Source organism: Enterococcus lactis, assembly GCF_015751045.1.
Lineage (GTDB): Bacteria > Bacillota > Bacilli > Lactobacillales > Enterococcaceae > Enterococcus_B > Enterococcus_B lactis.
The window spans coordinates 29,302-44,714 of record NZ_BNJW01000021.1 but is presented as its reverse complement, the minus strand read 5'-3'; the positions used below and the strand labels follow the sequence as shown (position 1 = coordinate 44,714).

The window sequence follows — 15,413 nt, the reverse complement described above, 5'->3', positions numbered from 1 at the left end:
AGTAGTTCGTATAATGAAAAGAAAAAAGCAGGTGATCCCCATGTATGTCGTTAAAGTAATGCACGGTTACATCGATAAAACTGGCTGCCGCACTCGGGAAAAAAACTTAGACAATCTGCTCATTTTCAAAGACAAAAAAGAATCCGAAGCTTTTGCTAAAAGAATCGGCGGTCGTGTCAAACCGATCCAAGAGGTACGACCAGATTGATTCAGTATTTTCTTTTCGAGGCTCTAATAGGCATGCCTATCAGGGCTTTTTTTCAAGAATACGTCTTTGCATCCACACGTTTTGTAAGCGATTTATGTTATAATAGATTATACTTACACAGAAAGGAAGTTTTAATGGGTATCAATAATTTACAGCAGCAAGCTTATGAATCTATCCGTAAACAGATCATTTATTCCGAGTTAGCACCTGGAAGTAAAATCTCCGATAAAGTGTTAGAAGAACAACTAGCTATCGGGCGCACACCGATTCGGGAAGCACTGATCCAGCTTCGTAATCAGGAGCTTGTAAAAACCATTCCACAGTCCGGCACCTATGTTTCAAAAATCGATATCCGATCTGCTTCATTAGCCCGTTATACGCGGGAAAAGCTGGAAAAACCGATCCTGCAAGAATGTAGTGCGAAAATGACAGCGCAAGATCAAGCTAAACTAGAAAAAATATTAGAACAAACCGATCAGGCAGTGATCGCTCAAAATAAAAAAGCTTTTTTTGATTTGGATACTGATTTCCACCGAACTTGTTATGAAATTGCAGGAAAACGAGAGATTTGGGACTGGCTGGAAAGTTATAGTACGCACTTGAACCGTTTCAGATGGTTGCGTTTGACGATTTCAGAATTAGATTGGGGTCGAGTATTGGATGAACATCAGACAATGCTTCAATCAATGATTGATCATAACTTTGATGAAGTCGGGTTTCTTTGTACGATGCATTTACATATGATTATCGAAGAGCAAGAATACGTGATTCATAATTACCCCGATTATTTTGAAGATATTCAGGAAAGACCCATTAAATAAAGGGACTGTGACAAAAATCGTGTCACAGTCCCTTTCAGTGTTCTCCTGCCAACTCCTCGTATTAGCTCAAAAAACGGCAAAATATGAGGAGCTATTTTTGTTTGGCTGTTCTTATGACTTGATGCAGGGCAGCTTTTTCACAACCTCTTATACACAGTGTTCCAGAAGTAGCTTCTTTGAAATAAGCCGAAATGTCATAAAAATTTAAGAAGCCATTTTCGTAAATTCCTTCTTATTTCTTGAAGCTGACCACTTCTGTCACAACCTCTTTATTTGTGAGCAAAATCATACTCCGCACATCTTTTTTCTATTTCTTTTATTTCTTCTAAAATCCCTTGGCTATGCGTTTCATTATATGGCCAAAGCAAGACTGCCTCTAATACATAAGGCGAAAAACAGCTTTGATTCATCTCTTTTGAAAAACTCATCGCTGCTATCTCGCTCAATGCACGAATGTTTGATTGGTGTGTATAAAAAGGCAGCCGCCATAGCACAATTTTTTCATTTTGCGTATAAATTCCCTTAACAGAAGCTTCGATGTGGTGAAATAGTTCATGTCCAATAATCAAAGCTTGCGCTGTTTCTTTAGAGATCGAAGTAAGTCCTGAACATTTTAATTTTTCTAACGGCTCCGTCATCAATCGGATCCCTTCATCTTCTGCATAAGTTGCAAAAGTGATTCGTTCGTTTATTTGCTCTGATTCACAGGAAACGATTGGAATAGCCATTTGTTCACAAATTTCTCCTACATCGGCAAAAGGGTACTTTTTTTTGATGCTACATGCCGTTTCGATACCACAATCGATTGATTGTTGTATGAGGATTTTCTGCTTGGACAAAGGGATCTTTTTCCAAAACAAATCTCGCTGAAACTGATAGAATCCCCAAATTTCTTCGGGGATCTGTTGTAATTTGTTTAGTAACTCTTCTAACTTATGTTTGTTTGATGTTTCCGGCAACGACGATCACTTCTTCCTCTGGTTCCATAGTAGATACTTCCAGATCCATCAAAAGCTGTAGTTGTTCCAGATCCGTCGCTGTAAAATCAGAGACTCTTGCTCCTAAACAGAGATAAAATTCTGGTCGGGCGATCAACTCAGTTTGATAAACTGCCATATCTTCCCAAAGTTGTTCGACTGCTGCCATATAATTGGCTGCAGTTGTTTTCAGACAAGAAGCATGTCCACGTTGGACCTTGATAAATCCTTTTTGGTCGATGATCCGAAGACTTCCAGCATTTTTTGAACGATTCTGTTCGCCGCATACATAAAAGAAAGGTGTATTTTCCAATAAGCAAACTTCATTTTTATTTAATCGCATATCCTCTGCAGCAAGCTCTAATGCTTCTTCTGTTGTGATCTCCTTGGTTAGATCGGTTGCTTTCACTTCCGTAGAACCAGTAGCGATAGCCGTTACTTTTGAAGTCTGTGGATCGATTTCTACGTGGACTTCGATCGATTCTGGTGTAGCACCTGATTCAATCGCCTTATTCATCGCTTCATTTTTCAATGATCGGATATCTTCTTTACTTGGTGAAGGAATGATACGTTCTACAACATCTCGGACCATTGCAAGTGCTACACCAATAGAAGAGATCACTTCAGCATTTTCAGGGATAGAATATTTCACACCCATTTTATTGCTGAAGTAAGTAATCAAAGAGGCAGCGCCGCCCCCTACACCTACAAGAGAAATCTGATCTTTCTCCAAGTGATACTTGTCTGCCAATTCTAAAATCACTGGTTCAATCTTAGCATAGGATTTTTCCATGATCTGCTCTGCGATGTCTTCAATCGTCGTATGACAATAGTCTGCTAATGCCTGTATGGCTTTTCGTGCAGATGGGACATTTCCGTAAGAAAAATGTTCTTCTTGCACTAAGCCTAGGACATTGGCTGCACATGTATTTGTAATAGTCACTTCTTCTCCGTCTTCCATCACTACCTTGACGTAATCAGCAGGGTCTCCTTCTTTAGGAGAGAAAAATTCAACCTTAGGACCTTTGATTTTTTCTGTCTCCGTAAATACTGCATAATCTAGACCGGCAATATGTGCAGAACGTGGACCGACATCGATGATTCCTGACTGATTAGCCCGTACCATCGAACCGCCTGCCACACCTAGAACCCGAACATCTAATGAAGAGATATATGTTGGGTGGCCACCTACAATTGAATAATCGATTGCTGGACGTCCATTTTTAATGACCCCGATATTGGTTGTTGTTCCGCCTACTTCAAAATAAACCCCATTAGACGCTCTCAAGTACATCAAAGAGCCCATGACTGATGCTGCTGGACCGGAAAGCATGGTTAAAACAGGTCGTTTTTTCATTTCATTGATTTCCATTACTCCGCCGTCTCCGCGCATGATCATCAAAGAGACATTGACCCCTGCTTCTCGTACAGAGTCTTCTGTCGATGTTGCCGTATCTAGCATTTTTGGTAAAATAGACGCATTGATCGCTGCTGTCCGAGTTCTTCTTGTCAATCCATATAATTTTGTGATGTCAGAAGCCATCGTTGTAGGGATCGATTTTACCGATGCTGCTTCATAAACGACCCGTTCTGGTTCCCCATTATCTACTCCAAATGCCATAGAAGAAACCAAGACTTCCGCTCTTTCCCTTTCTAGAGAAGAAATCGTTTCTGAAACACGGTCTACATTTAAGTGTTTGACAGGTAAGAATGCATTGACGATCTCTATTTTTTTCTTATTCCCTAAATCGATATCGTTCAATCTAGTTTGGCGTTTTGCTAAAAAACCTTCTAATCCACCTTTTGCCATACCGATTACACCGACTTTTGCTACGTCCCCTTCAATCAGCGCATTCGTCGCTTGCGTAGTAGAATGTGCAACAAAAACAACGTCTTCTGGACTAATATTATTTTCCCGCAAACAATTTTGAAAAGATTGAACGACTCCTGCAGCCACCCCACGAACATCGTCGTGGGTCGTTTTCACTGAAGACTTTCCGATGATTTCATGTGTCGCATTATCGATTGCCACTGCTTTCGTATGCGTACCACCGACATCAATTCCCATTCGCACAAAACGTTTCATTTTCTTTTCCTCCATTCATCTAATCATTTCTATCGACGTTTTGTTTACTAGGCGTTCCCGTACAAGAAGAATGTAATCAAACATAAGATCGCACCGATGATCCAACCAGTTGGGATGGATTTCTTCATGTATTCTCGAGACGTTACTTTTGTATACCCTAATCCCCAAGCGACCCAAGATTGTGTAATATCTAAATGCTGAGGGGCAATCGTTGTGATTGCAAACAATGGGAACAAAAAGGCTGGCGACATTGTTGGGTTCACAGCTAATACAACAGCTAAAATAGCTGATCCTGAACCGACTAGATTCATTGGACCGCGGAAAAATCCTAATGGTGTCAATATAGCAAATACGATTGCTAAGACTAATGGTGATTGCGGTATCAAATCTCCGAAAATAGCTGAAAAATAAGGAGAAGCGTACGCAGCTGAGTTATTGAACATCGCTAAGGTCATCAAGAAACCGACCATTGGTGCGACATCGACTGCGCCATCTGTAAATAATTTCGCAAATTGACGACAGATTTCTTTATAACCTCCGCGCAATTTTCCAGTAAACAGCAATGCCCAAATACCTGCTAGAATAAAACCTAAGATGATTGGAAGATCTAACAAAAAGACCCCTAAAACTGGTAATAATACGGCTAACCATGAGATCATTGGTGCGTCGCCGCCTTCAGCCGGTACATTTGCTGCCATTGCATAGCGTTTCTTTTTATTCATTGATATATTAGCCACCATTAGTACAACAACTAAACTTACAACCATCCCAATCATACCGATTTGGAAATAGTCATTATAAGTGTAGCTTTCAGCTGCTGGGTTGAAACCAGCGTAAATCGTTTGATACTGTTTGAAGTTGACGATATTAGCAAAGATCCCAGCCATGATCGAGCCCATAAATGAGAACAGCGCAACTGGTACTGAGATTCCTAAAGACATCAAGATCGGTAAAACAATGACTGCGATAGAAATCACTGGTCCAATTCCTGTCATCTACATGAATATAACAGCGGTTACAACACACAGCAAACTCATCGTGATTCTTGGTTTGTCCCCTCCAAGTTCGACTACTTTACGAATCAGTGTGGCTGCTATCCCGCTATCTACTAGAACACGCCCGAAAAAGGCACCAAAGAAGACATTTACCAAGATCGATTTGGCGTACTCAGCAGGTCCAGTCGTATAGATATGCGTCAATACATCAATTACTCCTTGTCCTTCCATCGCCGGGTTCGGCGAAAACGTGTTTCCGACTAGCGCTAATCCCATCCATACAGTCGCCATGATGGCAAAACCGACCATCAAGTTGTAGCCCTTTACACAGTACCAGACCATGAAAAAGAATGAGATAACTAACAAAATACCAATAATAATATCACTCATGTTATTCCTCCGTCCATTTTATTTTTCTGATAAACAAACTAATATATCAGTCAAGTTCATTCTAACTTATGCAGTTAGCGCTTTCATTAGAGGATGACCATAAATGTTCGGATTTCAATTAAAAAACCTTAATTATGCTATTTTAGCCTTATACGCTATTATCCCGTTTTATATGGTGAAGAATTGGAAACAAAAAAGGGAGCTGTGACAATGTACCGACCTCCAAAGTTAGACCAAAAAATCTAACTTTTGGAGGTCGGTATTTTTTATGGCTAAGTATACTTTTGAACTTAAATTAAAGATTGTTCATGATTATTTGGATGGTAAAGGCGGAAGTGATTATCTGGCAAAGAAGTATTCCGTTAAGGCTCCGTCACAAGTGAAGCGCTGGATTAATGCCTATCAAGTATTTGGTGAAGCGGGTCTAGTAAGAAAGCGACAAAAGAAAAAATATTCTGTTCAATTTAAGCTGGATGCGATAGAGTTATATCTAACAAGTGAGCTGTCCTATCGTGAAGTTGCCAACACACTTAACATGAACAACCCTAATTTGATCGCTAGTTGGATGCGTCAATTCCGTGATGGTGGGATCGATGGACTCTCAAAAACGAAAGGATGTCCACCTATCTTGTCTAAGAAAAATGAACCCAAAAATAAGAAAAAAATCTATAACTAAAGCAACGTCTGAAGAACGTGAACGCATCGAGGAGTTGGAGAAACGAGTACGTTCCCTTCAAATTGAAAATGCCTTTTTAAAAGAATTGAGGAAGCTGCGAAAACAGGAAGCCCAACAACGACGAATGAAGCAATCGCACGAATCATCGCAAGCCTCCGAGGACCATTTAAATTAGTTGAGCTTCTAGAAACTTTAAAGTTTCCTAAGGCAACCTTTATGTACTGGCAAAAACGATTAGACCGTCAAAATCCAGATCAAGAGATTGAAGCGGAAATGCTTAAAATTCGGGAGAAGCACAAGGATTATGGCTGTTTACGGATGACCAATGAACTAAGAAACCGCGGTTTCTCTATCAATAAAAAGAAAGTTCAGCGCTTGATCAAGAAGCTAGGAATAAAAGTAACGGCATACACGCGTAAATCACGTCGCTACAATTCTTATCGAGGACAAGTCGGAGCAACAGCCAAAAATCGAATCCATCGTCGTTTCTACACTAGTATCTGCCATCAAAAAATAACGACGGATACAACTGAATTTAAATACCATGAAGTGGATGCCAAAGGCATTATCCGTCAAAAGAAATTGTATCTAGATCCTTTTATGGATATGTTCAATAGTGAGATTTTATCCTATCGTATCTCTGAAAAGCCCAATGCATTAGCAATAATGGAAGGTTTGGAGGAAGCAATCCAGATTACTAATGATTGTCCCTATCGTCGTACATTTCACTCGGATCAAGGTTGGGCGTATCAAATGAACGCTTAAGGAGTACAAAATTTTTCAAAGCATGTCTCGGAAAGGGAACTGCTTAGATAATTCACTTATGGAGAATTTTTTTGGCTTATTAAAACAAGAGATTTTTTATGGGAAAACTTATAACTGTTTCGAGGAATTAAAATCAGCCATCGATAGCTATATCTATTACTACAATAATGAACGGATAAAACAGAAATTAAACTGGCAAAGTCCCGTCCAATTTCGTAAAACAGCCGTAACGGTTGCGTAAAAATATCATTTTAGAGCATGAAAAAAGGAGTGGATTTCTCCACTCCAAAAAAGTCTAACTTTTGGGGGTCACTACAGTGTCACAGTCCCTTTTTCCGAATACACGGTGTTCAAAAGGAAACAAACTTATGAAAAGATGTCTCAATAACCTTATCTTAATAAAGTCACTTCTTCATTAACTACGCCAATGTTGACAGAATCCAAGATCTTTCCATTCTTAGATAAAACAACTATATTGATTCCAGGTTTATTTCGTGAAACTGCTATTCCGTCAATGTTAATATATCCAAACTGCTGATCTTCATAAGGGGTATAGCTAGTTCGAACAGTAATTTCTTCTCTAGCCACATCTTTACTGAAAATATTGTAATTTTGTTTTTGTGATAAAATTACTTCTTTCTTATCTCGAAACATTCCTGAAAAGTTCCAGTGTTGTTTAAAAATCTCTAGATCTAAACTAGGGAAAAGTTTTACCATATCATTTATCAATGCTTCATTTATCTGTGTGACATCACCAAATCCAGCAACAATGAGTGTATTTTCAGAGCCCGCTATTTTTTTTAGATAATCCTGAGCATTCCATATATTCATCAGTTCAGGATCGCCGTTTTTATAGATATTTTTCCAGTCCTCTTCAGATACAGATCGAACACTTTGGAGACCAAAATATTTTGCATTAGATATATTTACAGCCGAATCAACTTCACCAACAATATGATTAAGCTCATTCGAAAAAGCTGGATGTCTTGTCTCACCATATGACGTAAACTCACTTACGACAGGATTCAAGTTACCTTGCGACTTTTGATTTTTCAGATAGTCGTATTGTTCTTCAATATTACGATACGATCGTGCAATATCAATTGATCCTAAGACAAATGTAAATAGAAATTGGACCAACAGAACAGAGCTGATCACACTATAAACAATCTTTGGTGCAGGCTTTTCAATTTCGTCTGGCCATTCTATCATCATTGCGATAAGGAGATATAATACTCCGCCAAAAAAAGAACGCCCCCATCCAAGACCAGTAGGTGATACTGCTAATACATAAATAGTTGCCAAACCTGCAATTATATAAATATAAGATAAACGCACCCACTCTCTTCTTTGATCAAAAATTATTCCAACCGACAGCAATATTGCACATAAAATAAATAATTGTAGCCCATTTTCTTGTAATGTTTGGGTGATATCAACAATCCCTGAAAACAATTTATGAGGTAAAGACCATGTACTACGTTCAAAGTAAGTTGCTCTAATCGCATTTCCTGGAGCCGAAGCCATCATGAACAAGCCAAAAATTGCGCCAATCAAGCCAGAGAACATCCATAACTGTAATGGTTTTTTCTTACAGTAAGTTATATAGATATAACCTAAAATAATTAAAACAGCACCTCCAGATGTGTTCTCATTACACCAACCTGCTACGATACCTAAGATTACCATAATTATCGCATTCCCTAATGATTTAAATGGAAGTAGTTTATTCTCGTAACAGTAGCGATGATAAATAAATAGAACGCTAGTTATAATTATTCCGCCCCATAAATAGTTCGCAGCACCTGTTTCCCACAATATCGTCTGTCCAAATGTAGGAATGAATAGCCATATAACGACATTTATCATCAAATATTTAAAAGCATGAAACTCTGTTTTATCTTTGGTCGTTATCTTGTAAATCAAGACGGTTAGTAATACATAGATTAACGGATTGACCAAATTGAAAACCGTTTTAGGCATCAATAAAAACACACGAGCGATGATATGCACTACAGATCTTCCAGTCCATGTCATATACTGATGATATTCGTCGCTCAGTATTGTAAAAAAGCTAGTAGTTTTATCCATATACTGAATATCATCAGCAATCAAAGGTGTTAAAAAATTTAATACAACCATTATTGAATAAGTACATAACAACATGGCTATTCTTTTATTCTTTTCTATATTTTCTTTTAACCAATTCACTTTTTTCCCTCTTTCGTTATATTTTGTTTAAGAAAAGTTAGCTAAATAATATCCTTTTCTCTTAAAAATTATAACATCTATTCTATTTTAATGCGCGATGAATCCAATAATCTGCAAGATGAAATAATGATTACTAAATTTCTCTTACTGTTTTGTTTAATTATGTATATTACAACACTAAAAAAGAGGAAAGAACATAACTTTTCGTTATCTTCTTTCCTCTTTATAATTGTTTAGCTTATTTAGCCAAAGCGTCTTTTGCTTGGTCAGCCAATGCAGTAAATGCTGCTGCATCGTTAACAGCCAAGTCAGCTAACATTTTACGGTTGATGTCGATTTCAGCAACTTTCAAACCGTGCATTAATTTTGAGTAGCTCAAGCCATTCATACGAGCTGCTGCGTTGATACGAGCAATCCACAATTTACGGAAGTCGCGTTTCTTTTGACGACGATCGCGATATGCGTAGTTGTATGAATTCATTACTTGTTCTTTTGCTGTTTTAAATAAAGTGTGTTTTGAACCGTAGTAACCTTTTGCTAATTTTAGCACTCTTTTACGACGTTTACGAGTTACTGTTCCACCTTTAACACGTGCCATGTATAATTCCTCCTAATAAAAATAAATCTTCAGATTCTGTTATTTGTACTTCTTATTTCATTTTTGCTAGTTGTTGGCGAATACGCTTGAAGTCGCCACTAGAAACCATGCTTGCTTTACGCAATTGACGGCGTTGTTTTTTTGTTTTGCCGTGGAAACGGTGACTTGTAAACGCGCGGAAGCGTTTCAATCCGCCTTTACCAGTACGTTTGAAACGTTTTGCTGATCCGCGGTGTGTTTTTTGTTTTGGCATGACTATATTTCCTCCTCAAAATCTTTCGTTATTCGACTATCGGCTGTCCAACAGCCAGTTAGTCATTCAAATTACTTACTGTCGTTTTTCGGTGCCAGCGTCAAGAACATGCTGCGTCCGTCCATTTTCGCTTTTTGTTCCACTGTTGCAATATCAGCAGTTTCTTCAGCTAAGCGATTCAAGACTTTTTGACCAATTTCTTTATGGGTAATGGCACGGCCTTTGAAACGGATAGAAGCTTTCACTTTATCGCCCTTTTCCAAGAACTTACGTGCATTACGAAGTTTTGTATTGAAGTCATTCAAGTCGATCGTAGGACTTAAGCGAACTTCTTTTACATTGATCACCTTTTGTTTTTTACGCGCTTCGCGGTCTTTCTTTTGTTGTTCGAAACGGTATTTACCGTAGTCCATGATTCGCGCAACTGGTGGTTTCGCACCAGGGGCAACTAACACAAGATCCAAGTTTGCTTGTTCTGCAATATTCAATGCTTCTGCTTTTGTCTTAACTCCTAATTGCTCACCATCTGAACCGATCAATCGTAACTCTCGTGCACGAATGCCGTCGTTAACCATCATATCCTTTGCTATGGTCATTCACCTCCAAATATTATGAGAGAAAGAAAAGCTTACCGAATAAACGGCAATAAAAAAACGAGTTCTCTTACAGAACCCGCGCGTACTTCACCTAATAGAACCAGTGAAAACTATCTAGCCCAGTGACATTATCAACTAAGGCGAGAAGCGGGTGCTTCTGCTTTTATTTCTCAACCATCATAGTATAGCAAAAACCAATCCTTCTGTCAATGTTTTTCATACAGTTTTTCTTCCTTTTCTGAAAATGATTGGTCTAGCAGACTTTCTAGCAGTGATTCCCGCTTCTTTGCTATACTAAAGAAAAACGAGGTGAATCCAAATGAAAAAAATCGAACCTATCCCACCTTCTCTTCCTCCTCTGACAAAAGAAGATTTTTATTTAGAAGATGAAGAAATCCTCTCTGGTCTTCTGATCAATGGAGGTGATCAAAGCTATCTTGATGCCAAAAATATGGTATTAAGAGAGAGTCATGTCCAAAAGCTGACCATGCAAAAAACAGCTTTACGTCATTTTGAATGCAGTAATGTCATTTTTGAAAAGTGTGATTTGTCCAATCTGGAGTGGATTGGTGGCAGTTTCCACCAAGTCGTGTTTCATCAATGTAAATTAACAGGTACGAATTTTGCCGAAAGTTATCTTAGAGACTGCACTTTCACTGACTGCATTGCTTCGATGGCTTCCTTTAGCAGCACAAACTTGAAAGCCGTATCCTTCGATCATTGCCAGTTAGAAGACAGCGAATTTTATGAGGTCACTTGGAAAAATCTTTTTTTGTCTGACAATCAGTTAACTGGTTCGAATTGGTTCCGAACTTCTCTGAAGGGATTAGACTTTACGACTAATTTCTTCACTGCCATTGCTTTATCTCAAGATTATTTGGCAGGACTGATCGTCAACCAGGAGCAAGCACTTGTGATTGCTCAAGCCCTTGGTTTGCAGATCAAAGACTAGATCAACGAATCCGCCGCCATAGTGCAATGAGCATCCAAACAGATAAAACCAGACTGATGATCAAGGCGATTCCCCATCCGAAAACGGAATGGGTAAATGGTAGCTTAAGATTCATCCCGAAAAATCCTGTCACAATAGTCGGTACAGTCAAGATCAGCGACCAGACAGTCAAAAACTTCATCGTGTCATTTAAATTGTTATTCAGTAAATTATTATAAGTGCCAGAAAGCTGATCTAAAATCTGCGAAGCTAAGTTCGTCATTTCAACTGCTTGTCGTGCTTCGATCAGTGCATCGTCCAACTCTTCCTTTTCCTTTTCTGACAACTTGCGATAAATGGCTAATGCCTTGATTTGTTCCAAAAGTACTACATTTTGTTTTGTTCCTGTAACTAAGTAAACCAAACCAATCTCTAAATCTGAAAGTTGCAGTAGATTCTTGTTTGTTGTTTTTTCCCTTAACTTTAGGTTGAGCCGTTGACGTTCGCTATTTACTTCCTCGATTAAAGGAAAAAAGGAATCGGAAATTAAAAATAATGTACGAAACAATAAACTGTATACACTCATGTCTGGCATTCGCTCCAAAAGTGATCGAATCAGTCGAATCACATACTCGGTATTCGGCGTGGTAAATGTAAACAAACCATCTTCTTTTAAAATAAAAGCGATAGGACTAGTTTCGTAATGATTATCAACTTTTTGTTGGTGCGGGACATTTGATACAAGTAGTAACGCTTCATCAAAAGAGTCATACTCTACGCGTGCCCGCTCATTTTTATCTAGAGAATAAGTCAGCATCTCATCGCTGATGCCATATTCTTCTTTTAAATTTTTAACAGCTAGCACATCATCTTGCTGTATATTGATCCAAAAATTACGTTCTTGATTAAAATAGTGTTTTTCCCGCATACTCCATCCTCCTGATATTTGTTTCTAGTATAAAGAAAAAAGCTACTCAAATAAAGGAGCATCCTTTTTTGAGTAGCTTTAAATCAAATAGCTAATTCAGTTTGGCGGATTTCTGCTAATTTTTCTTCGATCATTTTCAAGACTTCTTCTTTTGCTTGAGGATCTTCCACAAAATTATAGCGATCTCCATCGATTTGGATTTTTGGACTTTCTTTGTATTCTTCATACCATTGATCATACCGTCTGTTCAATTCTTTGTAATAATCGTACAGACTTGGGTCAAAGGACAATTGTTCATACGAACGACCACGTTTCTCGATCCGTTCCAGCATCGTATCAAAAGATACACGAATATGAACTAATAAATCCGGGTGTTTTTTATGGGCAGCATAGGGCAGTTCTTCCATCATGTTTTCCAGCAGTTCATCATACACACGAACTTCCGTTTCCGTCGCTCTTCCTAGATCTGCATTTAGATGGAAAAGCAGCGAATCTTCATAAATCGAACGGTCCAATACATTATTGTCATCTTTCATTGCTTGTTTGATGCTTGCAAAACGTTTATTCAAAAAATAAATTTGCAGCAAAAAAGCATACTGTTCAGGGTTTGCATAAAATAAGGGCAAGACTTCATTATCATCAATTGATTCATAAAATGCCTGACTATCAAAGTGTTCAGCCATCATTTCTGTCAAACTTGATTTTCCGGCACCAATTGTACCTGCTAAAACGATCACGCTCATTTACCTCCAGCTCACTTCATCACTAAATATTGTGTTTAACTCCAACCTTTTTAAATATACCCCCAATATCTAGTAGTGTCAATTGTATTTTTTTCTAGTCAAAAAAGAAAAAAGGTCAAAAAATTCTTAAGAAAAAAGGGTTTTTCCTTTAGAAAACGTATTCTTAGTTTTACTTCTGGGATGATTTTAGTAAAATAAAGAAGGAATGTTTTTTGAGACCCTTAGCGGACAAAAAATTTCGTGAAGCAGCGCAACTCGTTTTGGGCGCTTTATTTTTTGCTTAAAAATCACTTTTACGTGAGAAGGAGTTAGATTATGGCAAACTATGGCCAAGGAGAATCAAGCGGAAAGATTATCTTGATGGGCGAGCACGCGGTTGTTTATGGAGAACCGGCGATTGCCTTTCCTTTTTATGCAACAAAAGTCACCGCATTCCTTGAAGAGCTGGATGCAATGGACGATCAATTGGTTTCTTCCTACTATTCAGGAAATTTAGCCGAAGCTCCTCATACATTAAAAAATATCAAAAAATTATTCATCCATTTAAAAAAAGAGCATGATATCCATAAAAACTTGCAACTAACCATCGAAAGCACGATTCCTGCTGAACGTGGAATGGGATCAAGTGCTGCGGTCGCCACAGCAGTTACTCGTGCTTTTTATGATTACTTAGCACTCCCTTTGTCTCGTGAAATACTATTAGAGAAAGTACAACTTTCGGAAAAAATCGCACATGGCAATCCTAGTGGGATCGATGCAGCCGCTACTAGCAGCTTGCAGCCAATTTATTTTACAAAAGGGCATCCTTTTGATTATTTTTCTTTGAATATCGATGCTTTTTTGATTGTCGCTGATACAGGAATCAAAGGACAAACAAGAGAAGCCGTCAAAGATGTCGCTCACCTGTTTGAAAGACAACCACATGAAACTGGACAAATGATCCAAAAATTAGGATACTTGACAAAGCAAGCGAAACAAGCAATCATTGAAAATTCACCAGAAATGTTAGCTCAAACAATGGATGAATCACAATCACTTCTGGAAAAACTGACGATCAGCAACGATTTCCTTGATTTACTGATCCAAACAGCTAAAGGTACCGGTGCATTAGGTGCTAAATTAACTGGCGGCGGACGCGGTGGCTGCATGATTGCATTAGCACAAACAAAAACAAAAGCCCAAGAAATCAGTCAAGCACTTGAAGATGCGGGTGCGGCTGAAACTTGGATACAAGGATTAGGAGTACATACCTATGTTTAAAGGCAAAGCACGCGCATATACCAACATTGCCCTAATCAAATATTGGGGTAAGAAAAATGAAGCACTCATCCTTCCGATGAACAACAGTCTTTCGTTGACATTGGATGCATTTTATACCGAAACAGAAGTCATCTTTTCTGATAGCTATATAGCAGATGAATTTTATCTAGATGACACCTTGCAAGACGAAAAAGCAACAAAAAAAGTTAGTCAGTTTCTTGACCTTTTCCGTAAAGAAGCCGGCATCTCACTAAAAGCTTCAGTAATCAGTCAGAATTTCGTTCCTACCGCAGCCGGATTAGCATCCTCTGCTAGCGGGCTAGCTGCTTTAGCAGGCGCTTGTAATACTGCCCTTAAGCTTGGATTAGACGATCTTTCTCTTTCAAGATTTGCTCGACGCGGGTCTGGTTCAGCTTGCCGAAGTATTTTTGGTGGTTTCGTCGAATGGGAAAAAGGTCATGATGACTTAAGCTCTTATGCCAAGCCAGTCCCTTCTGATTCTTTCGAAGACGATCTAGCAATGGTTTTCATTTTGATCAACGACCAGAAAAAAGAAGTGTCTAGCAGAAATGGGATGCGGCGGACAGTCGAAACATCCAGTTTTTATCAAGGCTGGTTAGATTCCGTTGAAGGGGATCTATATCAATTGAAACAAGCAATCAAAACAAAAGATTTCCAACTTCTCGGAGAAACGATGGAAAGAAACGGACTAAAAATGCACGGAACGACTTTAGCTGCCCAACCACCTTTCACTTACTGGTCTCCTGACAGCTTAAAAGCGATGGATGCGGTGCGGCAATTGAGAAAGCAAGGCATTCCATGCTACTTTACGATGGATGCTGGCCCTAATGTCAAAGTTTTAGTGGAAAACAGCCATTTATCTGAGGTACAAGAAACATTTACCAAATTATTTAGCAAAGAACAAGTAATTACTGCCCACGCTGGTCCAGGAATTGCGATTATTGAATAAAGGGA

At 38.6% G+C, this 15,413-nt stretch carries 13 protein-coding genes, 2 pseudogenes and 1 other annotated feature; of the genes and pseudogenes, 6 read left to right on the top strand and 9 right to left on the bottom strand.

The genetic code is table 11. The features are described from left to right. Nucleotides 1-40 precede the first annotated feature (40 nt). On the top strand, nucleotides 41-208 hold the full coding sequence (locus KFO35_RS11055; protein ID WP_002292624.1) for a hypothetical protein: 168 nt from the start codon (nucleotides 41-43) through the stop codon (nucleotides 206-208). A gap of 134 nt (nucleotides 209-342) precedes the next feature. Continuing rightward, a complete protein-coding gene (locus tag KFO35_RS11050; RefSeq protein WP_002312480.1) occupies nucleotides 343-1,029 on the top strand; it encodes a GntR family transcriptional regulator in 687 nt (228 codons plus the stop codon). A 269-nt stretch (nucleotides 1,030-1,298) separates the two neighbouring features. Here the strand turns inward: KFO35_RS11050 and KFO35_RS11045 are convergent, their stop codons facing one another. From KFO35_RS11045 to KFO35_RS11035, 3 genes and pseudogenes are all read right to left on the bottom strand, one after another. Further along, nucleotides 1,299-1,988, bottom strand: a complete 690-nt coding sequence (locus KFO35_RS11045) for a hypothetical protein (protein ID WP_002336133.1) — start codon at nucleotides 1,986-1,988, stop codon at nucleotides 1,299-1,301. Next, on the bottom strand, nucleotides 1,963-4,092 hold the full coding sequence (locus KFO35_RS11040; protein WP_002315613.1) for a hydantoinase/oxoprolinase family protein: 2,130 nt from the start codon (nucleotides 4,090-4,092) through the stop codon (nucleotides 1,963-1,965). The genes KFO35_RS11045 and KFO35_RS11040 overlap by 26 nt, the downstream gene beginning before the upstream one ends. Nucleotides 4,093-4,139: 47 nt before the next feature. After that, a pseudogene (locus KFO35_RS11035) lies at nucleotides 4,140-5,477 on the bottom strand (citrate transporter). Between the two features lie 268 nt (nucleotides 5,478-5,745). On the opposite strand from KFO35_RS11035, the pseudogene KFO35_RS11030 reads away from it, so the two are divergent. Continuing rightward, a pseudogene (locus KFO35_RS11030) lies at nucleotides 5,746-7,159 on the top strand (IS3 family transposase). 149 nt (nucleotides 7,160-7,308) lie between these two features. On the opposite strand, the gene KFO35_RS11025 reads toward KFO35_RS11030, so the two are convergent. The 4 genes from KFO35_RS11025 to infC all read right to left on the bottom strand — a co-directional run bounded on the left by KFO35_RS11025 (nucleotide 7,309) and on the right by infC (nucleotide 10,576). Further along, nucleotides 7,309-9,129 carry a DUF3329 domain-containing protein gene (locus KFO35_RS11025; protein ID WP_002315607.1) on the bottom strand — a complete coding sequence of 607 codons (1,821 nt, stop codon included), beginning with the start codon at nucleotides 9,127-9,129 and terminating at the stop codon, nucleotides 7,309-7,311. A 238-nt stretch (nucleotides 9,130-9,367) separates the two neighbouring features. Beyond that, entirely contained in the window at nucleotides 9,368-9,727 is a 360-nt protein-coding gene (rplT, locus tag KFO35_RS11020) for a 50S ribosomal protein L20 (protein ID WP_002293355.1), read from the bottom strand. 52 nt (nucleotides 9,728-9,779) lie between these two features. Further along, nucleotides 9,780-9,980 (bottom strand): 50S ribosomal protein L35, encoded by a 201-nt coding sequence (gene rpmI / locus KFO35_RS11015; protein ID WP_002289309.1) that lies wholly within the window; start codon nucleotides 9,978-9,980, stop codon nucleotides 9,780-9,782. Between the two features lie 71 nt (nucleotides 9,981-10,051). Then, complete coding sequence (gene infC / locus KFO35_RS11010) at nucleotides 10,052-10,576, bottom strand: translation initiation factor IF-3 (protein ID WP_002293357.1); 525 nt, start codon at nucleotides 10,574-10,576, stop codon at nucleotides 10,052-10,054. A 43-nt stretch (nucleotides 10,577-10,619) separates the two neighbouring features. Next, nucleotides 10,620-10,745: a sequence feature (ribosomal protein L20 leader region), on the bottom strand. A 150-nt stretch (nucleotides 10,746-10,895) separates the two neighbouring features. Between infC and KFO35_RS11005 the strand changes: the two genes are divergently transcribed. Continuing rightward, nucleotides 10,896-11,528, top strand: a complete 633-nt coding sequence (locus KFO35_RS11005; RefSeq protein WP_002315606.1) for a pentapeptide repeat-containing protein — start codon at nucleotides 10,896-10,898, stop codon at nucleotides 11,526-11,528. A gap of 1 nt (nucleotide 11,529) precedes the next feature. Here KFO35_RS11005 and KFO35_RS11000 read toward each other — a convergent pair whose 3' ends face one another. Both KFO35_RS11000 and KFO35_RS10995 read right to left on the bottom strand, forming a co-directional pair. Then, entirely contained in the window at nucleotides 11,530-12,435 is a 906-nt protein-coding gene (locus KFO35_RS11000) for a magnesium transporter CorA family protein (protein WP_002313988.1), read from the bottom strand. A gap of 83 nt (nucleotides 12,436-12,518) precedes the next feature. Then, nucleotides 12,519-13,178, bottom strand: a complete 660-nt coding sequence (locus tag KFO35_RS10995; protein WP_002293362.1) for a deoxynucleoside kinase — start codon at nucleotides 13,176-13,178, stop codon at nucleotides 12,519-12,521. Between the two features lie 315 nt (nucleotides 13,179-13,493). Between KFO35_RS10995 and mvk the strand changes: the two genes are divergently transcribed. Together mvk and mvaD are read left to right on the top strand one after the other, a co-directional pair. Further along, complete coding sequence (mvk, locus tag KFO35_RS10990) at nucleotides 13,494-14,438, top strand: mevalonate kinase (protein WP_002315604.1); 945 nt, start codon at nucleotides 13,494-13,496, stop codon at nucleotides 14,436-14,438. Beyond that, nucleotides 14,431-15,408, top strand: coding sequence for a diphosphomevalonate decarboxylase (mvaD, locus tag KFO35_RS10985; protein WP_002293367.1), 978 nt, complete (start codon nucleotides 14,431-14,433; stop codon nucleotides 15,406-15,408). The genes mvk and mvaD overlap by 8 nt, the downstream gene beginning before the upstream one ends. Nucleotides 15,409-15,413: the final 5 nt, after the last annotated feature.